Consider the following 21,827-nt stretch of genomic DNA (forward strand, 5'->3'; position numbering starts at 1 on the left):
TAACTCGCCCCCCTGTAGGAGCTGCCGAAGGCTGCGAAAGGCCGGAACGGCCTCCCGGCCGTATGGATCGCAGCATTCGGCAGCGCCTACAGGGATCGAGTCAGCCCGAGATCTACACCCCCGATTTCAACACGGACGCAGATTATGCTCAGGCTCAAGCACGGCCTTCTCCAGGCCGCCGGCTGGCTGTTTTACCTCAGTTTTCTCATGGGTATCGCCCTGGCGTTACCCACCAGTCTCTTCGATCCGCAGTCGAAGGACTTCCTGCTGCTGATTGGCTTCGTCGGCATCTGGCGCTACTCCATGGGCGCGACGCATTTCGTTCGCGGCATGCTGTTTCTGTACCTGGTCTACCCATACCTGCGGCGCAAAGTGCGCAAGCTGGGCAGCGCGGCTGATCCGTCCCATGTGTTTCTGATGGTCACCAGTTTCCGCATCGACGCCCTGACCACCGCGCAGGTCTACCGCTCGGTGATTCGTGAAGCCATCGAATGCGGCTACCCGACCACCGTGGTCTGCTCCCTTGTGGAAATGTCTGACGAGCTATTGGTCAAGAGCCTATGGGCCAAGCTCAATCCGCCCGACCGGGTGAAGCTCGACTTCGTGCGCATCGCCGGCACCGGCAAACGTGATGGTCTGGCCTATGGCTTCCGCGCGATTTCCCGCCACCTGCCCGATGCCCGCGCCGTGGTGGCCGTGATCGATGGCGACACCGTGCTCAGCCCCGGTGTCGTGCGCAAGACCGTGCCGTGGTTCCAATTGTTCGGCAACGTTGGTGGGCTGACCACCAACGAATTCTGCGAAGTGCGCGGCGGCTACATCATGAGCGAGTGGCACAAACTGCGCTTCGCCCAGCGTCACCTCAACATGTGCTCCATGGCCCTGTCCAAACGCGTGCTGACCATGACCGGGCGTATGTCGGTATTCCGCGCCGAAGTAGTGACCAACCCAGACTTCATCGCCGACGTCGAAAGCGACTCTTTGAACCACTGGCGCCTGGGCACGTTCAAGTTTTTGACTGGCGACGACAAGTCCAGCTGGTTCAGCCTGATGCGCCTGGGCTACGACACCTTCTACGTGCCCGATGCGGCGATCAACACCGTCGAGCACCCGCCGGAAAAGAGCTTCATCAAGGCCAGTCGCAAGCTGATGTTTCGCTGGTACGGCAACAACCTGCGGCAGAACTCGCGCGCGCTGGGCCTGGGCATTCGCCGCTTGGGTCTGTTCACCAGCGTGGTGCTGTTCGACCAGCGCGTGTCGATGTGGACCTCAATCCTCGGCCTGACCGTTGCCCTGATCGCCAGCTTCAAATACGGCGTGACCTTCATCCTCGTGTACCTGCTGTGGATCGGTCTGACCCGCTTCATCCTGACCCTGTTGCTGTCCTGCACCGGGCACAACATCGGCCCCGCGTACCCGGCAATTCTTTATTACAACCAGATCGTCGGCGCGCTGGTGAAGATCTACGTGTTCTTCCGCCTCGACCAGCAATCCTGGACCCGCCAGGACACCAAACTCACTCGCGACCTGGCCAGCTTTCAACGTTGGTTCAACACCTGGTCGTCTCGGACCATGACCTTCTCAGCCGCCAGCATTTTCGTCGCTGTGCTGCTGACGATGGTTTGACCGGCCCAATGGATCAATTGATTAAGTAGGAGCTACGCCATGAATAACGCCGTGAATGCCAATGTCGTGCACGAATCAGAAGCCCAACGCCAACATGCCCGGATCAAGATCCCGGCCAGGTTGCGGTTCTTCGGCAGCGAGCGCACGCCGCTCGAAGCACAGGTCGAGGATCTGTCCGCCGGGGGCCTCAGTTTCAATGCCGGGCAACAACGCCTGACCATAGGCGAGGTGCACAAAGCGCGTCTGCAATTCGTCATCGATAACCTCGGCCTGGCCATGGACGTCGAACTGCAAATCCGATCGTTCGACCCACGTACCGGACGCGCCGGCTGCCAGTTTCAACACCTGCAACAACAAGACATCGCCACCCTGCGCCACCTGATCACCTCGCACCTGAGCGGCGACCTGATCAGCATGGGCGAAGTGCTCGCCACCTTGCAGCGCGACAACTTCACCAAGGCGCGCAAGCTCAAGGACGGCGGCAGCGGCATGAGCGCTTTCGGGCGCATGAAGGCCATGACCTTCAGCCTGGGGATTTTCGCCGTGGGTCTGGTGGCGTTCGGCTTTATCGCCAAATCGGTGTACGGCCTGTACTTCGTCAGCCACGCCTCCGCCGGTGTGGTCAGCGTGGCGAGCATGGACGTGACCATGCCCCGCGAAGGCACGGTGCAAAGTCTGGTCGGCGCCGATGGCATCGTCGCCAAAGGTGCGCCGCTGGCTTCGTTCAACACCAGCATGCTGGAAATGCTCAAGGACCATCTGGACGACGCACAGCTGCAACCGGCGAAAATCGAAGAACTGTTCGCTCGCCAGTTGAGCGGCACATTGACCAGCCCCTGCGATTGCGTGGTCGCCAAACAGCTGGTGGCGGACGGTCAGTTCGCCGGCAAAGGCGCGGTGATTTTCCAGCTGGTGCCGCGTAATACCAATGCCAACATCGACGCTCGTTTTACCTACCGCCAGTTCGCCGACGTCCGTCCCGGTGCCCGGGTCAACTTCCAGGTCGCCGGTGATGACAGCGTGCGCGGTGGCACGATCATCAGCAGCGCCAACTTGAGCAGCGTCGACTTGTCCACCGACATCCGCGTGCAGATCAAACCGGATGAAGCCCTGAGCAGCGGGCTGTCCGGGCGCCCGGTGGAAGTCACCAGTGATCGTGGCCCTTCGCTGAACTGGCTGATCGACAAAGCCACGGCCGCGAGTCTCTGACATGACGGGGTCTCTACGTCCACTCCGAACCCTGTCGACGCCAGCCCTGCTGAGCCTCGCCATGGCCATCGGCCTGAGCGGCTGCGCCGGTTTGCCCGATCAACGCCTGGCCAATGAAGCGCTCAAACGTGGCGATACAGCGCTGGCGGCGCAGAACTACCGGCAACTGGCAGACCTCGGTTACAGCGATGCGCAGGTCGGACTGGCCGACATTCAGGTCGAAACCCGTGACCCGGAACAATTGAAACGGGCCGAAGCCACCTACCGTGCCGCCGCTGACACCTCGCCTCGGGCGCAGGCTCGTCTGGGGCGCTTGCTGGTCGCGCGTCCGGATGCCACCGAAGCCGAACATCAGGAAGCCGAAGGCCTGCTGAAAAAAGCCTTTGCCAATGGCGAAGGCGGCACCCTGATCCCGCTGGCGATGCTCTACCTGCAATACCCGCAGAGTTTCCCCAAGGTCAGCGCGCAACAGCAGATCGATAAATGGCGAGCCGCCCGTTACCCGGAAGCGAACCTGGCGCAGGTACTGCTCTATCGCACGCAGAACACCTACGACCAGCATCTGGATGACGTCGAACGGCTGTGCAAGGCGGCGCTGAGCGCCACCGATATCTGCTACGTCGAACTGGCCACGGTCTATCAGAAACGCGGGCAGACCGAACAACAGAACGCCCTGATCGCCCAACTGGAAAACGCCCATGCCGCAGGCCGGGTGTCCGCGCAACGGGTCGATGGCGTCGCCCGGGTCTTGGCCGATGCCGACCTTGGCAAGCCCGACGCCACAACCGCGCAGCGTCTGTTGCAAGGCGTGGCGCCGGGGTATCCGGTGTCTTGGGTGACCCTGGCAAAGTTGCTGTATGACTTCCCGGAACTGGGTGACGTGAAGACCATGATGACGTACCTGGACAACGGCCGTGCGGCAGACCAGCCCCGCGCCGAATTGCTGTTGGGCAAGCTCTATTACGAAGGCAAATGGGTGTTACCGGATGCCAGACAAGCCGAGGTCCATTTGCAAAAAGCTGCGGGCAGCGAAATTGCCGCGCATTACTACCTGGGCCAGATTTATCGCCGTGGTTATCTCGGTCGCGTCGAATCGCAGAAGGCTGTCGAGCAACTGCTGATCGCTGCACGCGGCGGCCAGAACAGCGCCGACTTTGCCCTCGCGCAATTGTTCTCCCAAGGCCACGGCACCCGACCAAATCTGGTCAACGCCTTTGTCTTCAGCCAGCTCGCCTTGGCCCAAGGCACCCCGGCAGCCACCGATCTGGCCCAGCAACTCAATGAACAACTACCGCCGGTACAGCGCGCCGAAGCCCAGCAGTTGCTGCAACACGAGCAACAGTTGCGCGGCACCTCTGCGCAAAACGCGCGTGCCCTGAATGTGCTGCAGTCTGTAGACGGCGAGGAAGCCTTATGAAGTTTAATCCGTGGATGACCGCCGGGCTGAGCCTGAGTCTGTCGTTGCTCTCGGCCAGTGTCGCATTGGCAGCCGACCTCACCGAAACCAAAAACTTTGGCCTGGAAGTGAAGATCACCGGCCAATCCGAAGACGACCGCGACCTCGGCACCCGTGGCGGTGGCGATGTCAACGGCCTCGGTCTGGACTTGCGTCCGTGGGCGTATGGCGAGCGCGGTGACTGGAGTGCCTACGTCATGGGCCAGGCAGTGACGGCCACTGACATTATCGAAACCGACACCCTGCAAAAAGCCGATGACAGCAGCAGCGACAAGCGCAAGCCCGATAAAAGCTATCTGGCCTTGCGCGAATTCTGGGTCGGCTACAAAGGCTTCACGCCTTACCCAGGCGAGCAACTGCGTTTCGGTCGTCAACGCTTGCGCAATGACGACGGGCAGTGGCGCGACACCAACATCGAAGCGCTGAACTGGACCTTCGACACCACCTTGCTAAGGGCCAATCTCGGCGCGGCAGAACGCTTCAGCGAATACCGCACCGACCTCTCGGAACTGGCGCCGCGAGATAAAGACCGCCTGCATATTTTCGGCGATATCTCGACGCAATGGACGCCGGGTCAATGGGTCGGACTGCGTGCCCACCACACCCACGACGACGGCAAACTGAAGACCGGCGCCGAGCAAGTCGACTCGTTGGACAAAACCGAAAACGGCGACCTGACCTGGGTCGGCCTCGAAGCCAACAGCGACGCCTACAACTTTCGCAACACCAACACCGTCAACTATTGGGCCAGCCTCACCGGGCTCAGCGGTCATCGCGACAGCACCTCGCCCTCGTCGCAAAACGGCGTGACCGTCGCCGGTGACAAGCGCCACGACAACGTCAACGGTTGGGCCACTGACCTGGGTCTGCGCCTGCGCCTGGACCCGAATTGGCAAGTCGGTGCGGCCTATGCCCGCGCCAGCGGCGACTACGAGCAAAACGGTCTGGAAAGTAATCGCTCGAACTACACCGGCACCCGCTCGCGCCTGCATCGATTTGGCGAAGCGTTCCGTGGCGAGATGAACAACCTGCAGACCGCCACTCTGTTCGGCTCTTGGCAGTTACGCGACGAATACGACGCCAGTCTGGTCTACCACAAATTCTGGCGCGTCGACGGCAACAAGCCCGTCGGCAGCACCGGCATCGACGCCGTGGAAAACACCTTCAACGCCGAAGACGGCGTGACCTCCAGCACCTCGCTGCCACTGATGGACGGCAAGAAAGACCTGGGCCAGGAAATGGATCTGGTGGTCACCAAGTACTTCAAGCAAGGCCTGCTACCGGCCGCGCTGAGCCAGTCCATTGATGAACCGTCGGCCCTGGTGCGCTTGCGCGGTGGCGTGTTCAAGCCCGGCGACGCCTATGGCAGCAACGTCGATTCATACATGCATCGCGCGTTCGTCGATGTCATCTGGCGCTTCTGATGCAGGCCGCAATGGGAGTCAAACGATGAACCATCCGACCACCAGCCTGCTGGCCAGCGCCCTGCTGCTTTGCTGTGCGACGGCCTATGCCGATACGCCGGCGATTTTGGCCAAGGGCTTGCAGCAGGCCAAGACCTACACCGTGACCGACGCCCCGAGCGAGTCGCTGGAGCTGGCCAAACCAACACTGCCCGACCTCTCCGGCTACACCGCCGAAGCCGTCGCGGCGAAGATCGTTCGCAGCAAACCCGGCAAGGTCAGCATCAAACCGATGATGCAGGAAGACGCACTCAAGGATTTCATCGGCGGCGACAACAAGATGGTCGAATGGGTAGCGCGCCAACACGGCATCCCTCAAGCCCTCTTCGTCGACGACGGTTACCTCAACCTGCGCGACCTGAGCAAACGCCTGCCCAATGTCGTCCGCGAAACCTCACCCGGTGTATTTCTTGCCCGGCTGCCGATTGTGGTTGGACGCAAGGGCATCCTTGAGATCGACGGCAAGACCGAGGAGTTGCGCCTGTCCCAGGAAGCCGGGGCGTTCATGATCAACGATGGCCAGTTGTTCATCCGCGACACCAAAGTCACCGGCTGGCGCGAAGCCGATAACGGCCCCGCGACCTTCCGCACGCCGACAGAGTTTCGCCCGTTCCTGCTGGCCTGGGGCGGCACCGAGACGTACATCGTCAACAGCCAGCTCGCCAGTTTCGGTTACGCCAGCAGCAAGTCTTACGGCGTGAGTATTTCCCAGTACACGCCGAACATGGCCAAAGTGCTGAAGCGCCCGGAACCGACTGGCTGGATCATCGGCTCGCAGTTCTCGGACATGTGGTACGGCTTCTACTGCTATGAAGCGCGTGACGTGGTGATCAAAAGCAATACCTATCGCGACAACATCGTTTACGGCATCGACCCGCACGACCGCTCCCACGGCCTGATCATCGCCGACAACACGGTCTACGGAACCCAAAAGAAGCACGGGATCATCGTTTCCCGTGAGGTCAACAACAGCTTCATCTTCAACAACCGCAGCTACGACAACCACTTGTCGGGCCTGGTTATCGACCGTAACAGCGTGAACAACCTGATCGCCGACAACGAGATTTACCAGAACCACACCGACGGCATCACCCTGTACGAGAGCGGCGACAACCTGCTCTGGGGCAACCGGGTTATCAGCAATCGGCGGCACGGCATTCGGGTGCGCAACAGCGTCAACATCCGTCTCTATGAAAACGTCGCCATGGGCAACGGACTGGTCGGCGTCTACGGGCACATCAAGGACCTGAGCGACACCGACCGCGACATCAAACTCGACCCCTTCGATACCGAGGTGTCGCTGATCCTGGTCGGCGGCGAACTGGCGGCCAATGGTTCGGGGCCGCTGTCCATCGACTCGCCATTGAGTGTCGAACTGTACCGAGTGTCGATGCTCGCGCCGACCAAAGCCAATGGCATCACCTTCAACGGCATTCTCGGCGAGCGTCAGGACGAAATTCTCGACCTGTTGGTGCGCCAGAAAAAAGCCGTGTTGATCGACCCGGTCGAACGCCAGACCGACCTCCGGGACTGAGGAAATCCATTTATGCCTGCTCGACTGATCAAACTACTCAGCCTCTCCGGCCTCGCCGCCGCCATGCTTGCCGCCACGGCTGGGGCATGGGCCGACGACGCGCCGACCTATTCGGCCGACCCGTGCTGCAACCTGTGCCCCGAGGCACTCGATGCAAAAAACTACACCACCCGCTATCAGCAAAATTTCACCACGCTGGTGCAAGCGCAAGGCGATTGGTTGTTCCGCACTCAAGAAGATTTGCGCACCGAATTCGACACCACGCCCGAAGGCTATCGTCGCCTGCAACAGCTGCACGACGCCTTCAAAAGCAAAGGCGTCGAGCTGGTCATCGTGTACCAACCGACCCGCGGGCTGGTGGATCGCAACAAACTGTTCCCGGCCGAACGCGACAAGTTCGACTATGAAAAAGCGCTGAAGAGTTATCAGGCGATGCTTGGCCGTTTCAGCAAAATGGGCTTCTGGGTGCCGGATCTTTCGCCGCTGACCAATGAGCAGCAAGCGCACGACTTCTACTTCCGCGGCGATCAGCACTGGACGCCGTACGGCGCGCAACGCACGGCAAAAATCGTCGCCGAGAAGGTCAGGCAAGTGCCCGGCTTCGCCGAAATCCCCACGCGTGAATTCGAAAGCCATCTGTCCGGACGCATGGGCAAAACCGGGACCCTGCACAACATGGCCGGGCAGTTGTGCGGCACCAGTTACGCGATCCAGTACATGGACCAGTTCGTCACCGAGCCCAAGGGCGAGGCAGCCGACGGCGATTTATTCGGCGACGCCGGCAACCCGCAAATTACCCTGGTCGGCACCAGCCACAGTGGCAAGAACTACAACTTCTCGGGTTTCCTTGAGGAGTACATCGGCGCCGACATTCTCAACGTTGCCTTCCCCGGCGGTGGTCTCGAAGGCTCGATGTTGCAATACCTGGGCAGCGATGACTTCCAGAAGAAACCACCGAAAATCCTGATTTGGGAATTCTCGCCGCTGTACCGCCTGGATCAGGAAACCATCTACCGACAGATGATGTCGCTGCTGGACAACGGCTGCGAGGGCAAGCCCGCACTGATGAGCAATAGCACCACACTCAAACCGGGCGCCAACGAGTTATTGGTCAATGGCAAGAACGGCATCAAGGACGTGCGCAACGGCAGCAACCAGGTCGACATTCGCTTCGCCGATACCTCGGTGAAAACCCTGCATGCCCGGCTCTGGTACATGAACGGCCGGCATGAAGACCTGAAAATCGAGAAACCGGAAACATCCGACACCGACGGGCGCTTTGCCTTTGAACTGCGCGACGACAAAGACTGGGCTGACCAGCAATTGCTCGCCGTGGAAGTCCAGGGCCCGGAAGCGGGCACCGCCCCCCAACAAGTCGAAGCGAAAATCTGCAAACGCAACGTGTTCCCCGCCCCTGCGCGCTCAACTGCGCAAGCCGGATTATGAGGCCTGTATGCATACTCGAAAACTGATCGTCCCCACCCTGCTCGCCAGCGCCTTGATGGCCGCGACCAACGCTGCGTCTGCCGCGCAAGCATTGGTCCCGCCACAGGGATATCTAGCGGCTATCGAAAAGCCCAAGTCCGGCGACAGCTCCTTTAGCTGTGCGGCAATTCCAGCGCCCTACACCGACAAACTGATCTTTCGCAGCAAGTACGAAGGCTCGGACAAGTCCCGTTCGACACTCAACGAAGACTCGGAAAAGGCCTTCCGCGACGCCACCGCCAGCATCACCAAAGTCGAGCAGGACACCGCAAAAATAGTCATGCAGTACATGCGTGATGGGCGACCGGAACAGCTCGACTGTGTCTTGAACCTGCTGACCAGCTGGGCCAAGGCCGATGCGCTGGAGTCGAAGGACTTCAACCACACTGGCAAGTCGATGCGCAAATGGGCGCTGGGCAGTATGTCGTCGTCTTACCTGCACCTGAAATTCTCCGATTCGCACCCGTTGGCGGCACATCAGCAACAGGCACAGGTCATCGAACACTGGTTCAGCACGCTCGCCGATCAAGTAGTCAGCGACTGGGACAACCTGCCGCTGGACCAGAACAACAACCACACCTACTGGGCCGCCTGGTCGGTGATGGCGACTTCGGTGGTGACCAACCGCCGCGACCTGTTCGACTGGTCAGTGAAGGAGTACCGCATCGGCGCCAACCAGATCGACAAAGACGGCTTCCTGCCCAACGAGCTCAAGCGCAAACAGCGCGCGCTGTCCTATCACAACTACGCCCTGCCGCCGATGGCAATGATCGCCAGTTTTGCCCAGGCCAACGGCGTCGACCTGCGCGCAGAAAACAACGGTGCCTTGCAGCGGTTGGGCCAGCGGGTGCTGAGCGGAGTCAAGGACTCGACCGCCTTCACTCAGCGCAATGGCGAGAAGCAGGACATGACCGACCTGAAGATCAACGACAAATTCGCCTGGCTGGAACCCTACTGCTCACTCTACACCTGCCCGCCCGAGGTGCTGGATCGCAAGCACTCAATGGAACCGTTCAAGACCTTCCGTCTTGGCGGCGACCTGACCCGGGTGTACGACCCGGCGCATGAGAAGGGCAATAAAGGCGGCTGACACGACTGCGCTGTTGATCCCTGTAGGAGCCAACTTGTTGGCGAGGCGGTTTGCCAGTCACACCGCGTCAGCCCCATCGCCAACACGTTGGCTCCTACAGAAAAATCACTGCCTGTTGTAACGCAATACATCCCCTTTTTTCACGGGGGGTTTGGGGGGGCTGTGGCCCTTGACTGTTGCACCTACGGAGAGGTTAAGGATGGTTTTCTCATCCAACGTGTTCCTGTTCTTGTTCTTGCCGGTATTCCTCGGCTTGTACTACTTGAGCGGGCAGCGTTATCGCAATTTGCTGCTGCTGGTTGCCAGCTACGTGTTTTACGCCTGGTGGCGGGTGGACTTTCTCGCGCTGTTTGCCGGCGTGACCCTGTGGAATTACTGGATCGGCCTCAAGGTCGGTGCCGCAGGTGTACGCAGCAAACCGGCCCAGCGCTGGCTGTTGCTTGGCGTGGCCGTTGACCTGTGCATCCTCGGCTATTTCAAATACGCCAATTTCGGCGTGGACAGCCTGAACGCGATCATGACCTCGTTCGGCCTGGAACCGTTCATCCTGACCCACGTGCTGCTGCCGATCGGCATCTCGTTCTACATCTTTGAATCGATCAGCTACATCATCGACGTCTACCGCGGTGATACCCCGGCGACGCGAAACCTGATCGACTTCGCCGCCTTTGTTGCGATCTTTCCGCACCTGATCGCCGGGCCGGTGCTGCGCTTTCGTGATCTGGCCGACCAGTTCAACAACCGCACCCACACCCTCGACAAGTTCTCTGAAGGCGCCACGCGGTTCATGCAGGGTTTCATCAAGAAAGTGTTCATCGCCGACACCCTGGCCGTGGTCGCCGACCATTGTTTCGCCCTGCAACAGCCGACCACTGGCGACGCCTGGCTCGGCGCGCTGGCCTATACCGCGCAACTGTATTTCGACTTCTCCGGTTACAGCGACATGGCCATCGGTCTGGGCTTGATGATGGGCTTTCGTTTCATGGAAAACTTCAAGCAGCCGTACATCAGCCAGTCGATCACCGAGTTCTGGCGACGCTGGCACATCAGCCTGTCGACGTGGCTGCGCGACTACCTGTACATCACCCTCGGCGGCAATCGCGGCGGCAAGTTCAACACCTACCGCAACCTGTTTCTGACCATGCTCCTCGGCGGTCTGTGGCACGGCGCCAACATCACCTACATCGTCTGGGGCGCGTGGCATGGCATGTGGCTGTCCATCGAAAAAGCCCTGGGGCTAAACACCTCGGCACACACATTCAATCCGATCCGCTGGGCCCTGACCTTTTTGTTGGTAGTGACGGGTTGGGTGATCTTTCGCTCTGAGAACCTGCACGTCGCCGGGCGGATGTACGGCGCGATGTTCAGCTTCAGCGAATGGCAACTGTCGGAACTAAACCGCGCCAGCGTCACGGGTCTGCAAGTGGCGACGTTGATCGTGGCTTACCTGACGCTGGCGTTTTTCGGTCTGCGGGATTTCTACGCCAACCGGCCGAACCCCATGCCACTCCCAGTGAACAATATCGGCAATGGCGTTCAAGCCGTCGACTGGTCGCGCTACGCCGTTCGCGGGCTGGTGTTACTGATGTTCGTGGCCTCGATTCTCAAACTTTCGGCGCAGAGCTTCTCGCCGTTCCTGTACTTCCAGTTTTGAGGAGCCTGTCATGAGCCGCTCATTCCGCATCCTCTATATCGCGCTGTTCCTCGCCATCCTGCTGACATTGGGCGCCTGGTCGCTGCGCAGCTTCGGCAGTTTCTCGACCTCGGCCGACACCACAGTGCTCGACGGTCACTGGACTAAAGCAGCGGAGACCCATTACGACGATCAGTTTCCGATCAAGCGCCTGGGCACCAACCTGTGGGCGGCGCTGGATTTCAAGCTGTTCAACGAAGGCCGTCCCGGCGTGGTGCTGGGTCGCGATCAATGGCTGTACAGCGACGAAGAGTTCAACCCGGTGGCCGGCAGCGAACAGAACGAAGCCGACAATCTGGCATTGATCCGTGGCGTGAGCGACGCGCTGAAACAACAAGGCGTGCAACTGGTGATGGCCATCGTGCCGGCGAAAACCCGGCTGTATCCGGAGCACATCGGCGACACCGTGCCTGCTGCTTTGCACGCCGATCTGTATCAACAGTTTCATGCACGCATGGCCAAGGACGGCATTCTCGCTCCGGACTTGTTGGCGCCATTGCAAAGCACCAAGCAAACCGGACCTGTGTTCCTGCGCACCGATACCCACTGGACGCCGATGGGTGCCGACGTCGTCGCACAACGCCTGGGCGCCACCATCGCCGAGCACGCACCACTGAGCGGCGAGCCGCAACAGTTCATCACCGAGGCCAAAGACGCCACGCCTTACCAAGGCGACCTGACCACCTTCCTGCCCCTGGATCCGCTGTTCAGCAACCTGCTGCCGAGCCCGGACTCCCTGCAACAACGCAGCACCACGGCGCTTGTGACCGAGAGCAAAAGCGATGACGCCTTGTTCGGCGATAGCGAAGTCCCGGTCGCGCTGGTCGGCACCAGCTACAGCGCCAACCCGCACTGGAATTTCCTCGGGGCCTTGCAACAGGCGCTGCACAGCGACGTGGTGAATTACGCCGAAGACGGCCACGGACCGATTTTGCCGATGCTCAAGTACCTGCGCACCGACGCCTTCAAAAACAACCCGCCGCAAGTGCTGATCTGGGAGTTTCCTGAACGCTACCTGCCTGCCCACAACGACCTCGGCGAGTTCGATCCGCACTGGATCGCCGAGCTGAAGAAATCCAAGGATTCGCTGCAAAACATGGCCCTGAACGCCACCAACTCCGAGTCGCCCCACCGGGCGCAAAACTGAGAGGACCACCCCATGACCCTACAGACTATCGTTTCACGCTCGACCACTAAAAACCTGTTCACCGCCTGCGCCCTGGTCGCCGGCTTGCTGTCCGCTCACGCCTTCGCGGGCGGCGACGCAGCGCTTTACGGTCCGACCGCGCCGAAAGGTTCTACCTTCATCCGCGTCTATAACGCCGGCAACGCAGAGGTCAGCGCCAGCATCGGCAACACCAGTCTTAATGAGGTCGCACCACTGGCCAGCAGTGCCTTCAGTTTCATGCCGCAAGGTGACTACAGCGCCAAGGTTGGCAGCCAGACCGTGCCGGTGAAACTGGCCAGCGACCACTATTACACCTTGGTCAACACCACCAGCGGCACCCCGCAACTGGTGGAAGAGCCACCGTTCAAGAACAAGCAGAAATCCCTGGTCCGGGTGCAGAACCTCAGTGACAAACCGCTAACCCTGAAGACCGCTGATGGCAAGACTGATGTGGTCTCGGCCGTTGCCGCCAAAGGCCGCGGCGAGCGCGAAATCAATCCGGTGAAAGTCAGCCTCGCGCTGTACGACGGCGACAACAAAGTCAGCGATCTGAAACCCGTTGCCCTGGAGCGTGGCGAAGCTGCCGTGCTGTATGTCACCGGCAGCGGCACCAGCCTCTCCTCGGTGTGGGTCAAGCCTCCCGTGGCAACCCGCTGAGACCGCAACAAAAACAACACTGAAACGACAGAAACCGACGTACCCCCCTTCGAACTACTTTGGAGAAACACATGATTCCAGTCATTTTGTCCGGTGGCAGCGGCTCACGACTCTGGCCGCTTTCGCGCAAACAGTTCCCGAAGCAATTCCTCGCCCTGACCGGTGAACACACCTTGCTTCAGCAAACCGTCGAACGCCTGGCCTTTGATGGCATGCAGGCGCCGATCGTGGTCTGCAACAAGGACCACCAGTTCATCGTCAATGAACAACTGGAAAGCCTTGGGTTGCAGAGTCAAGCGATCCTCATGGAACCCTTCGGCCGCAACACTGCGCCTGCGGTGGCGATCACTGCCATGAAGCTGGTCAACGAAGGTCGCGATGAGTTGATGCTGGTGCTGCCCGCCGACCATGTCATTGACGACCAAAAAGCCCTGCAACGTGCCCTCGCGCTGGCGACCATTGCCGCCGAAAACGGCGAAATGGTGCTGTTCGGCGTTCCCGCGACCAAACCGGAAACCGGCTATGGCTATATCAAATCCAGCCCTGACAGCCTGTTACCGGAAGGCGTCAGTCGGGTCGCGCAGTTTGTCGAGAAGCCCAACGAGAAACGTGCCAGCGAGTTCGTCAATGCGGGAGGCTATTTCTGGAACAGCGGCATGTTCCTGTTCCGCGCCAGTCGTTATCTGGAAGAACTGAAAAAGCACGAGCCAGACATCTATGACACCTGCCTGCTAACCCTGGAACGCAGCCAACAGAACGGCGACAACCTCGACATCGACGAAGCCACCTTCGCTTGCTGCCCGGACAACTCCATCGATTATGCGGTGATGGAAAAAACCCGACGCGCCTGCGTGGTGCCGCTGTCGGCTGGCTGGAATGACGTCGGCTGCTGGTCTTCGCTGTGGGACGTACAGGACAAGGATGACGACGGTAACGTCAGCAAGGGCGACGTGGTGATTCAAGACAGCCGCAACTGCATGATCCACGGCAACGGCAAACTGGTCTCGGTCATCGGCCTGGACAACATCGTCATCGTCGAAACCAAGGACGCGATGATGATTGCCCACAAGGACAAGGTTCAGGGGGTCAAACAGATGGTCAACACCCTCAACGATCAAGGCCGCAGCGAAACCCAGACCCACTGCGAGGTCTACCGCCCGTGGGGCTCCTACGACTCGGTGGACATGGGCGGACGCTTTCAGGTCAAGCACATCTCGGTCAAACCGGGTGCCTGCCTGTCCCTGCAAATGCACCACCACCGTGCCGAACACTGGATCGTGGTCTCCGGCACTGCAGAAGTGACCTGCGACGACAAGGTGTTCCTGCTCACCGAAAACCAATCCACCTACATCCCCATCGCCTCGGTCCATCGCCTGCGCAACCCAGGCAAGATCGCGCTGGAAATCATTGAGGTGCAGTCGGGTAGCTATTTGGGTGAAGACGACATCGAGCGTTTTGAGGACATTTATGGACGTTCCAATGTGGTCGAGATTGGCGTGCAGGGTAAAGCTGTGGTGCGCTGATATAGCGTAACCAGCCTCGCACGAGAACGAGATCATCTGTAGGAGCTGCCGATGGCTGCGATCAATCTAAATCGCGAAGGCCGTGCGGGCCTAATCGCAGCCTTTGGTAGCTCCTACAAATGATCGTATTTCTAAGGTATGTCAGGTGCGCGGCACTTCTGTACGATATAACTATCCGCACCACAAAGGCCCTCTTCCCATGCTGATCGGCGCCGTTCTCATCCTTTCCTGGCTGATTCTGCTGTTGCGCTATCCCGCCAAAGCCTTGCCGGTGTCGTTGGCCGCAGCGGTGTGCCTGGGCGTCGTCGGGCTGTGGGTGGTGTGGCAGGACAGTCAGGAAACCCGACAGTTGGAGCGTCTTGAATTACGCCTCACCTATGCCCCGGAACAATGCCCCGCCGATAATCCGTTACGCGTCGAACTGCACAATGGCAATGAGGTGCCGCTTCTGGCGCTACGCTGGCGGGTGGCAGCTTATCGGCCGGGGGATACGGTCAATCTGGCCGACAACGTCTACACCGCCCCGCGTTATCGCGGGCCTGGCGAGCTGAAGGCCGGCGGTGACTGGCAAGACTGTCTGCCGCTGCCGCCATTGCGCCCGGGTTATCGCGCGCAAACCGTTGAGTTTCGCGCCGAGCACTTACAAGGAAATTTTTAGATGCGCATCGCTCTGATCACCGGTTGTTCCAGCGGTATTGGCCGCGCTTTGGCGGATGTTTTCAACGCTGCCGGTTACACCGTGTGGGCCACGGCTCGCAAGGCCGAAGATGTCGCGGCGCTGAATGCGGCCGGATTTAGCGGCGTGGAGTTGGACGTCAATGACGCGGCTGCGCTTGAACGGCTAGCGGCACAACTTGAGCAACACGGCGGCCTCGATCTGCTGATCAACAACGCGGGTTACGGCGCCATGGGGCCGTTGCTTGACGGCGGCGTCGAAGCCATGCGCCGGCAGTTCGAAACCAACGTATTCGCGGTGATCGGGGTTACTCGAGCGCTGTTCCCCCTGTTGCGTCGCAGCAAAGGGATCGTGGTGAATATCGGCAGCGTGTCGGGCGTGCTGGTCACCCCATTTGCTGGCGCGTACTGCGCCTCGAAAGCGGCGGTACATGCGCTGAGCGATGCCTTGCGCCTGGAACTGGCGCCGTTTGGCGTGCGCTTGATGGAAGTTCAGCCAGGCGCCATCGATACCGGTTTCGCCACCAGCGCTACTCGTGAAGCCGAGCAACTGATCGTCGAGTCGTCGCCCTGGTGGCCGTTGCGCGAAGGTATTCGAGCCCGCGCCCGCGCCTCGCAAGATAATCCAACACCCGCTTTGCAGTTCGCCCTGGACCTGCTCGCCGCCGTGAACAAAGACACGCCGCCACGCTTGCTGCGCTTGGGTAACGGCAGTCGAGCGATGCCGTTGCTGTCGTGGTTAATCCCCAAAAGCCTGTTGGATAAAGTCCTGCGCAAACGCTTTGGGCTGGACGTCGCGCTATGAATCGCATCGGCCCGACCGTCACCGAACCTGTGGTTGGCAGTGAAATCTATCCTTACAGCCAAGGCGCCAGTTACCACGACGCCTACCGGATGCTGACCCCGGCCAACAATGATTCGATGCTGAAACTGGCCATGCAGGTATTGGGTTCGACGCCACCGTGGATCAATTTCCTGATGTTGGCGCGCAACAAAATCGTCAAACAATTGGGCCTGAAAGACCTTGGCGGGATGAGTGATGTGCGCCGCGACAAAGCTATCGAAGATTATCGAGTCGGCGATCGGGTGGGGATATTCACCTTGCTGTATCTGGCCGAAAACGAAGTCATCCTCGGCGATGCGGACACCCATCTGGAAGTGCGCGTGTCGGTGTATCGGCAGTCTGTCGAACGAGGCTGTGCGCTGACGGTGGCGACCGTGGTGCATAACCGGAACTGGCTGGGACGCTTGTATATGGTGTTTGTGAAGCCCGCACATCGGGTGATTGTGCGGGTGTTGTTGCGGCGGTATCTGCAGATTATTGCTGCAATGTAATGACTCAGAACTTTAAATAAACATCCGAAATAAAAACGGCACAGCTGCTTCGAATCTATCTAACGCCAGCACTTTTCAACACTAGAGTCAATGAGTATCGAACCATACTTCGGTTCGACCAGGAGATTCGCTATCATGGACAAAACCCCTTTTACCGGCACTCACCAGGAAAGACTGGAAGCGCTCCGTCATCGCACCCTCTACGCCGAAGATGTGCCGAATGACAACGCCCTACCCCGAGGTCTAAATCCACTGGAGTTCGACAATTCTTTCGGCACTGAAGGCAAATGTATATTCACAGTGGCCGGTCATAATCCCGTGTATGCCTCTTCGATAGCCCCCATGAGGTCTGACCCGTCCAAGTACTATGTGAGTATCTACGAAGGTCTTCGGCTAGAGCCGAAGAATGGCTACGCAGCAATTATGCAAATGGATGAAAATGGGAATGTTGAAGGCGTACCCTGGGAAATAAAATTTCATAACGACGGCTATAGTATGCCTATGCAAACTGACGAAAGGCCAGACGGCAGGATTCTGGTAAGCGGCCGCCAAGTGTCCGAGGTGAGTCCCGGCCTCTTTGAGGAAAATTATTATTTATCTCAGTTGACAAAAGATGGCAGCATGGACATGAGTTTCGGCATTGGCGGTATCTTTGCCATCGGCGCTTATATGAAATCAAGACTAGGCGCCAACCAATGGTCCACTCGGTCGTGCACGCTGTTACCGGACGGTAACATTTTTCTCTCAGGCAGCGCAGGATTTGAAGATTCCCCCTACCACCGTGCCTACCTGGTAAGAGTTAAACCCGATGGCACGTTAGACCAGGATTTTTATGTTCCAGGGAACCCAGATAGGGGATATATAGAATTTACACATCCCGAACGAAGAATTTCTCTTGTTGGGTGCACATACTCAGAGAAGAACAACACTTTCTTTACCTACGGCACAACGGGTTATATGCCAACTCCACTTTTTGCTGCCCGGATTAAAGCAGACGGTACAGTGGACACAGAATTTGCCGACAGGGGCTTTCTGGATATACAAGGGGATCATGACCAAGGCGAACCGCGTGAGTCATATGCTTATCATGCCCTTCTATCAGACAATGAGGAGAAGCTGGCACTATGCGGAGCGCACGGTCGTATGAACCCGTCAGCGGCGTTTGCCATGCTCAGTCAGTGTGGGACCGACGGAAAAATGGATATCAGCTTCAATAAGGGGAAACCGGTCTTGCAGATCATTGATCAGCCCGATCCCTTTGATACATGGGTGAACCTGGCCGCTCAACCCGACTCCGATGGTAAACTTCTGGTTACTGGCTGGGACTTAAGCTCAGATGTCTTGGGCCGATACGATAAAACCGGTAAGCTCGATACTACTTTTGCAGGAGGAGGCGGTATAGGAGTACTTGTAGGTGGAAAATTTCACCCATCCGAGGGCTCCCTATTTATACAACCGGCACGTGCGCTCTGTGCAGGCAGTTATTCAGGTAGGGCCGCGATATTGGCCATCAAACTATAGAGACAAGACCGATGGTCGCGAACAATTTTGCCCGCGGCCATCACACAGCCTTCAGCCGGATGTTGTCATGACGATGCCCTGCGGGCGCCCCAAAGAACCGGGGGCAAAAATGCCATATCAGTATCCCGTCAACCCATCACTTCACCGCAGGATTCACAATCACCGTACAGGTACTCCCCGCCGCCAGCACCAGGCCTTCCGGCACGCTGTCGAGATGAATACGCACCGGTACACGCTGCGCCAGTCGCACCCAATTGAACGTCGGGTTGACGTCTGCGATCAGTTCGCGGCTTTCCGGGTTGTCGCGGTCGTAGATCGCGCGGGCGATGCTTTCGACGTGGCCTTTGAGTAGCTCACCGCTCATCAATTGCATGTCCGCTGGATCGCCGACACGAATGTGCGGCAATTTGGTTTCTTCGAAGAAGCCGTAGACCCAGAACGAGTTCATGTCGACCACGGCCATTTTCGCTTCGCCGATCCGCGCATAATCGCCGCGATGCACGTTGAGGTTGGTCACGTACCCGTCCACCGAAGCCAACACGCGGGTGCGTTGCAGATTGAGCTGAGCTGATTCCAGTTGTGCCTGGGCCAGTTGGTAGTCGGCCTGCGCGGAAGCAGCCGTGTTGCTGGCATCTTCACGGTTTTCCTTGGAGATCACCATGCTGTCCATGTCGGCCCGGCGAGTGGCGTTCTGCTTGCGCATTTCCCAGGTTGCCTTGCGTGAAGCCACCATCGCCTCCGCCTGCTTGACCGCCAGTTGGTAATGATCCGGGTCGATCTGCATCAGCAAATCGCCCTTCTTCACCTGCTGGTTATCACGCACCGGCACATCGACCACCGTACCGGTCACGTCGGCCGCAACGTTGATCACATCGGCGCGCACACGTCCGTCGCGGGTCCACGGGGTGTCCATGTAATGAATCCACAGGGTACGACCGATCCAGATGGCCAGAGCCAGGATCAGTAACGTGGCGATCAGACTGAAGAGCTTTTTCATCCTAGTGTTCTCAACGGTAAACAGTGAGCGCCAAGGCGCCGAAAATACAGCTGAACAGGCTCAGGCGTGCCAGCGCCGGGTGCCAGAAAAACCGGTACAGGTCGAGCCAGGACAGCACTCGATCCAGCACCCAGGCCAACACGGCAGCGACCAGGAAAATCACAGTCACGGTGGGCATGTAAAGGCCATGAAAGGCGATTTCACGAGGCATGTTGTAGTCCTTGCAGCGCGGGCTCAGGCTCATAGGCGTAAGCAGCCAGCGGTGATTGCGGGTCGAGCAATGACGTGCGAATGAAGTGCAGGTAACTTTGTACCCGACGCAGAGCCGAGGTCTCGAAATGTCGGGCCCCCGGTTCATCGGCTTGCTGCGCGCAGACAATGGCGTGATCGACGGCGTTAAGGCTGCGCGTCAGGTTGCTATGACTGGGCTGGATAAACAGCCGCACCAATGAACGCCCCATGACCCGAATTGCCTGGCGCCACGGTTGCGACTCTGCGTAGCACGGTTGCTCTGGCAGGTTTTCCTGCTCGCGACGCAGTTCGATGATGGCGTGGCCAATCTCCAGCACGGTCAGCATCCAGCGCAACAAACCGAGTTGCACTTGCGGATTACGCACGGCAAGACCATAGGCCTGATGCATCAGATCGCGAGTACGGCTTTCAAACGCAGAGCCGAGGCCGCGCAACGGAGCGCTGATGGCGAACACCACTTGCCGACGCAGGTGATCCTCCAGACGACGCCACAACCAGCGACTGTTGGGCGGCAGAATGATCGCGCCAGCGGCGGCGCACACCAACATGCCCAGGACCATGGCGATGTAATCGTTGATGAACACATAAGGATCGTAAATCGTCCGGTTGTCCGGGATCGAGCCGATACAGAAAAAGATCAGCAAACCAAGTCCGACACCGACCCACTGCGGACGCGACGCGAGAAAGGCGCCGATCACAAACACCGGCGACAGACACAGGCACAGCAATGGAAAGCCGTCGATGTAGGGGAACACAAAGAAGGTTTCGATAAAGCCAAACACCGCCGCCATCGCCGTACCGCAGGCCATCTGGAACGCCATGCGCTTGGGGTTGGGCGTGGTTGCCGACAATGCGACGGTCGCCGCCGCCACCAGGGTCATGGTCACACCGCTGGTCCAGGCCGTGGCCACCCAATAAGTGCCTAGCGCGCCGACAATAAACATTGCCCGAATCGCCGACGCCGCTGACGACAGCCAACTGGTGGTGGACTGGAACGACTCGTCCCACTGTTCGCGAGCGTGAGTGTGATCGGCCAGCGACGCGTGAGTCTGTGCATAACTGTGCAACTCGTCGACAAATCGGTACAGCAACTCGAAGGCGGTATGGAAATCCAGCAGGTCGGCGTCGCTGGGACCGATGTGGACCAACGTGGTGCGCAGACTGCGGATCTGCGTCGGCAAATCGACTTTGTAAGCGGCCAGCCGTTGGTCGAGCAGTGCCGCGTCAGCACTGGTCAGGGCTCGGCCAGCGAAACCATCAAGCAATTGCGCCAGCGTTATGAGGCCCGGCTCGATGGTCGAAATTACCTGGCTGAAGCCGCGCACACGCAGACGTTCAAGCAATTGATGCAAGGCGTTGAAGCGGGTGGTCAGGGCCATGAACTCGCTGTTCAGGCGATTGAGCCGGCCGTTGCGCCGACGCATGTGCGGGTCTTCGAATACCGTGACACTGCGCAACCCTTCGAGACCGACGGCTTCGACGATGAAGCGCACGTTGCCCGCTTCGAACGCCGCCCGTTGCGTGGTGCCGCGCAGGCCATCGGCGACAAATTTGGCGAACACGCCGAAGCGCTGATACAGCGCGTTGCGCATCGCCGCGCTGGTGGTTTGCGGCAGGATCGTGGCGCTGACGAAGGTCGAGCAGACAATCGCCAGGGAAATTTCGATCACGCGCCATACGGCGGCCATGAACGAGCTTTCCGGGTGCGCCAACGCGGGCAGTCCGATCATCGCGGCGGTGTAGCCGGCGAGCACAAAACCGTAGGCCCGCAAGTTGCGGTAACGCGCCGCGCCGCCCGAACAGAAACCGATCCACAGCGCCAGGCTACCGAGGAACAGTTCGGTGTTTTGCGCGAACAGCGCCATCAACAGCACCATCACCGCCGACCCCACCAGGGTCCCAAGAAAGCGATAAAAACTCTTGGCAAACACCTGGCCGCTTTGCGGCTGCATGACAATGAACACGGTGATCATCGCGGTGCGCGGTTGTGGCAATTCCAGGCGCAGGGCGATCCAGTAAGTGAGGAACGCGGCGATCAGGGTTTTGAAGATGTAGGTCCAGGTCACGCCGTCGCTGCGCGCCCAAGCGAAAAATTCGCGGCGCCATTCCTGGGGGTCGAGGTAGCGGCTCATGGCGTCAGCGC

The 21,827-nt window shown here is 59.3% G+C and carries 18 protein-coding genes; 15 read left to right on the forward strand and 3 right to left on the reverse strand.

Going from position 1 to position 21,827, the window contains the following annotated elements; genetic code table 11:
- The first annotated feature begins 144 nt into the window (after nt 1–144).
- The 15 genes from alg8 to ACF0H7_RS25955 all read left to right on the forward strand — a co-directional run bounded on the left by alg8 (nt 145) and on the right by ACF0H7_RS25955 (nt 18,435).
- The gene (alg8, locus tag ACF0H7_RS25885; protein WP_397449679.1) at nt 145–1,626 is read left to right on the forward strand and encodes a mannuronan synthase; all 1,482 of its coding nucleotides are present in this window, start codon (nt 145–147) and stop codon (nt 1,624–1,626) included.
- Between the two features lie 39 nt (nt 1,627–1,665).
- Nucleotides 1,666–2,835 (forward strand): PilZ domain-containing protein, encoded by a 1,170-nt coding sequence (locus tag ACF0H7_RS25890; RefSeq protein WP_397449680.1) that lies wholly within the window; start codon nt 1,666–1,668, stop codon nt 2,833–2,835.
- Between the two features lies 1 nt (nt 2,836).
- Nucleotides 2,837–4,252, forward strand: coding sequence for an alginate biosynthesis TPR repeat lipoprotein AlgK (algK, locus tag ACF0H7_RS25895; RefSeq protein WP_397449681.1), 1,416 nt, complete (start codon nt 2,837–2,839; stop codon nt 4,250–4,252).
- Nucleotides 4,249–5,715, forward strand: coding sequence for an alginate export family protein (locus ACF0H7_RS25900; RefSeq protein ID WP_397449682.1), 1,467 nt, complete (start codon nt 4,249–4,251; stop codon nt 5,713–5,715). Before algK ends, ACF0H7_RS25900 begins: the two co-directional genes overlap by 4 nt.
- Nucleotides 5,716–5,740: 25 nt before the next feature.
- Nucleotides 5,741–7,288: a mannuronan 5-epimerase AlgG gene (gene algG / locus ACF0H7_RS25905; RefSeq protein ID WP_397449683.1), complete on the forward strand. Its 1,548-nt coding sequence runs from the start codon at nt 5,741–5,743 to the stop codon at nt 7,286–7,288.
- Between the two features lie 12 nt (nt 7,289–7,300).
- Complete coding sequence (locus tag ACF0H7_RS25910; protein ID WP_397449684.1) at nt 7,301–8,734, forward strand: alginate O-acetyltransferase; 1,434 nt, start codon at nt 7,301–7,303, stop codon at nt 8,732–8,734.
- 7 nt (nt 8,735–8,741) lie between these two features.
- A complete protein-coding gene (locus ACF0H7_RS25915; protein WP_397449685.1) occupies nt 8,742–9,863 on the forward strand; it encodes a mannuronate-specific alginate lyase in 1,122 nt (373 codons plus the stop codon).
- 199 nt (nt 9,864–10,062) lie between these two features.
- Nucleotides 10,063–11,517: an MBOAT family O-acyltransferase gene (locus ACF0H7_RS25920; RefSeq protein ID WP_397449686.1), complete on the forward strand. Its 1,455-nt coding sequence runs from the start codon at nt 10,063–10,065 to the stop codon at nt 11,515–11,517.
- Nucleotides 11,518–11,527: 10 nt separating this feature from the next.
- Nucleotides 11,528–12,703 carry an alginate O-acetyltransferase gene (locus ACF0H7_RS25925; RefSeq protein ID WP_397449687.1) on the forward strand — a complete coding sequence of 392 codons (1,176 nt, stop codon included), beginning with the start codon at nt 11,528–11,530 and terminating at the stop codon, nt 12,701–12,703.
- 12 nt (nt 12,704–12,715) lie between these two features.
- On the forward strand, nt 12,716–13,381 hold the full coding sequence (locus ACF0H7_RS25930) for an alginate O-acetyltransferase AlgF (RefSeq protein ID WP_397449688.1): 666 nt from the start codon (nt 12,716–12,718) through the stop codon (nt 13,379–13,381).
- A gap of 71 nt (nt 13,382–13,452) precedes the next feature.
- Nucleotides 13,453–14,904: a mannose-1-phosphate guanylyltransferase/mannose-6-phosphate isomerase gene (locus ACF0H7_RS25935; RefSeq protein WP_397449689.1), complete on the forward strand. Its 1,452-nt coding sequence runs from the start codon at nt 13,453–13,455 to the stop codon at nt 14,902–14,904.
- Between the two features lie 199 nt (nt 14,905–15,103).
- Nucleotides 15,104–15,562 carry a multidrug transporter gene (locus ACF0H7_RS25940; protein ID WP_397449690.1) on the forward strand — a complete coding sequence of 153 codons (459 nt, stop codon included), beginning with the start codon at nt 15,104–15,106 and terminating at the stop codon, nt 15,560–15,562.
- Nucleotides 15,563–16,384, forward strand: a complete 822-nt coding sequence (locus ACF0H7_RS25945) for an SDR family oxidoreductase (RefSeq protein WP_397449691.1) — start codon at nt 15,563–15,565, stop codon at nt 16,382–16,384.
- Nucleotides 16,381–16,914, forward strand: coding sequence for a DUF2867 domain-containing protein (locus tag ACF0H7_RS25950; protein WP_397449692.1), 534 nt, complete (start codon nt 16,381–16,383; stop codon nt 16,912–16,914). The genes ACF0H7_RS25945 and ACF0H7_RS25950 overlap by 4 nt, the downstream gene beginning before the upstream one ends.
- A 135-nt stretch (nt 16,915–17,049) precedes the next feature.
- Nucleotides 17,050–18,435: a hypothetical protein gene (locus tag ACF0H7_RS25955; protein ID WP_397449693.1), complete on the forward strand. Its 1,386-nt coding sequence runs from the start codon at nt 17,050–17,052 to the stop codon at nt 18,433–18,435.
- A 136-nt stretch (nt 18,436–18,571) separates the two neighbouring features.
- Here ACF0H7_RS25955 and ACF0H7_RS25960 read toward each other — a convergent pair whose 3' ends face one another.
- Genes ACF0H7_RS25960 through ACF0H7_RS25970 form a run of 3 tightly spaced genes read right to left on the reverse strand, consistent with a single transcriptional unit; the run spans nt 18,572 to nt 21,816 of the window.
- Nucleotides 18,572–19,432: an efflux RND transporter periplasmic adaptor subunit gene (locus ACF0H7_RS25960; protein ID WP_397449694.1), complete on the reverse strand. Its 861-nt coding sequence runs from the start codon at nt 19,430–19,432 to the stop codon at nt 18,572–18,574.
- Between the two features lie 10 nt (nt 19,433–19,442).
- Nucleotides 19,443–19,643, reverse strand: coding sequence for a DUF1656 domain-containing protein (locus ACF0H7_RS25965; protein ID WP_397449695.1), 201 nt, complete (start codon nt 19,641–19,643; stop codon nt 19,443–19,445).
- The gene (locus ACF0H7_RS25970) at nt 19,633–21,816 is read right to left on the reverse strand and encodes an FUSC family protein (protein WP_397449696.1); all 2,184 of its coding nucleotides are present in this window, start codon (nt 21,814–21,816) and stop codon (nt 19,633–19,635) included. Before ACF0H7_RS25970 ends, ACF0H7_RS25965 begins: the two co-directional genes overlap by 11 nt.
- Nucleotides 21,817–21,827 lie beyond the last annotated feature (11 nt).

The sequence above is a fragment of the Pseudomonas sp. NA-150 genome (assembly GCF_044336365.1).
In the GTDB taxonomy this organism is placed as follows: domain Bacteria; phylum Pseudomonadota; class Gammaproteobacteria; order Pseudomonadales; family Pseudomonadaceae; genus Aquipseudomonas.

Excerpts from the sequence above, each read along its gene's own strand:
- alg8 (WP_397449679.1), top strand. The coding sequence starts at position 145 with ATGCTCAGGCTCAAGCACGGCCTTCTCCAGGCCGCCGGCTGGCTGTTT.
- ACF0H7_RS25890 (WP_397449680.1), top strand. The coding sequence starts at position 1,666 with ATGAATAACGCCGTGAATGCCAATGTCGTGCACGAATCAGAAGCCCAA.
- algK (WP_397449681.1), top strand. The coding sequence starts at position 2,837 with ATGACGGGGTCTCTACGTCCACTCCGAACCCTGTCGACGCCAGCCCTG.
- ACF0H7_RS25900 (WP_397449682.1), top strand. The coding sequence starts at position 4,249 with ATGAAGTTTAATCCGTGGATGACCGCCGGGCTGAGCCTGAGTCTGTCG.
- algG (WP_397449683.1), top strand. The coding sequence starts at position 5,741 with ATGAACCATCCGACCACCAGCCTGCTGGCCAGCGCCCTGCTGCTTTGC.
- ACF0H7_RS25910 (WP_397449684.1), top strand. The coding sequence starts at position 7,301 with ATGCCTGCTCGACTGATCAAACTACTCAGCCTCTCCGGCCTCGCCGCC.
- ACF0H7_RS25915 (WP_397449685.1), top strand. The coding sequence starts at position 8,742 with ATGCATACTCGAAAACTGATCGTCCCCACCCTGCTCGCCAGCGCCTTG.
- ACF0H7_RS25920 (WP_397449686.1), top strand. The coding sequence starts at position 10,063 with ATGGTTTTCTCATCCAACGTGTTCCTGTTCTTGTTCTTGCCGGTATTC.
- ACF0H7_RS25925 (WP_397449687.1), top strand. The coding sequence starts at position 11,528 with ATGAGCCGCTCATTCCGCATCCTCTATATCGCGCTGTTCCTCGCCATC.
- ACF0H7_RS25930 (WP_397449688.1), top strand. The coding sequence starts at position 12,716 with ATGACCCTACAGACTATCGTTTCACGCTCGACCACTAAAAACCTGTTC.
- ACF0H7_RS25935 (WP_397449689.1), top strand. The coding sequence starts at position 13,453 with ATGATTCCAGTCATTTTGTCCGGTGGCAGCGGCTCACGACTCTGGCCG.
- ACF0H7_RS25940 (WP_397449690.1), top strand. The coding sequence starts at position 15,104 with ATGCTGATCGGCGCCGTTCTCATCCTTTCCTGGCTGATTCTGCTGTTG.
- ACF0H7_RS25945 (WP_397449691.1), top strand. The coding sequence starts at position 15,563 with ATGCGCATCGCTCTGATCACCGGTTGTTCCAGCGGTATTGGCCGCGCT.
- ACF0H7_RS25950 (WP_397449692.1), top strand. The coding sequence starts at position 16,381 with ATGAATCGCATCGGCCCGACCGTCACCGAACCTGTGGTTGGCAGTGAA.
- ACF0H7_RS25955 (WP_397449693.1), top strand. The coding sequence starts at position 17,050 with ATGGACAAAACCCCTTTTACCGGCACTCACCAGGAAAGACTGGAAGCG.
- ACF0H7_RS25960 (WP_397449694.1), bottom strand. The coding sequence starts at position 19,432 with ATGAAAAAGCTCTTCAGTCTGATCGCCACGTTACTGATCCTGGCTCTG.
- ACF0H7_RS25965 (WP_397449695.1), bottom strand. The coding sequence starts at position 19,643 with ATGCCTCGTGAAATCGCCTTTCATGGCCTTTACATGCCCACCGTGACT.
- ACF0H7_RS25970 (WP_397449696.1), bottom strand. The coding sequence starts at position 21,816 with ATGAGCCGCTACCTCGACCCCCAGGAATGGCGCCGCGAATTTTTCGCT.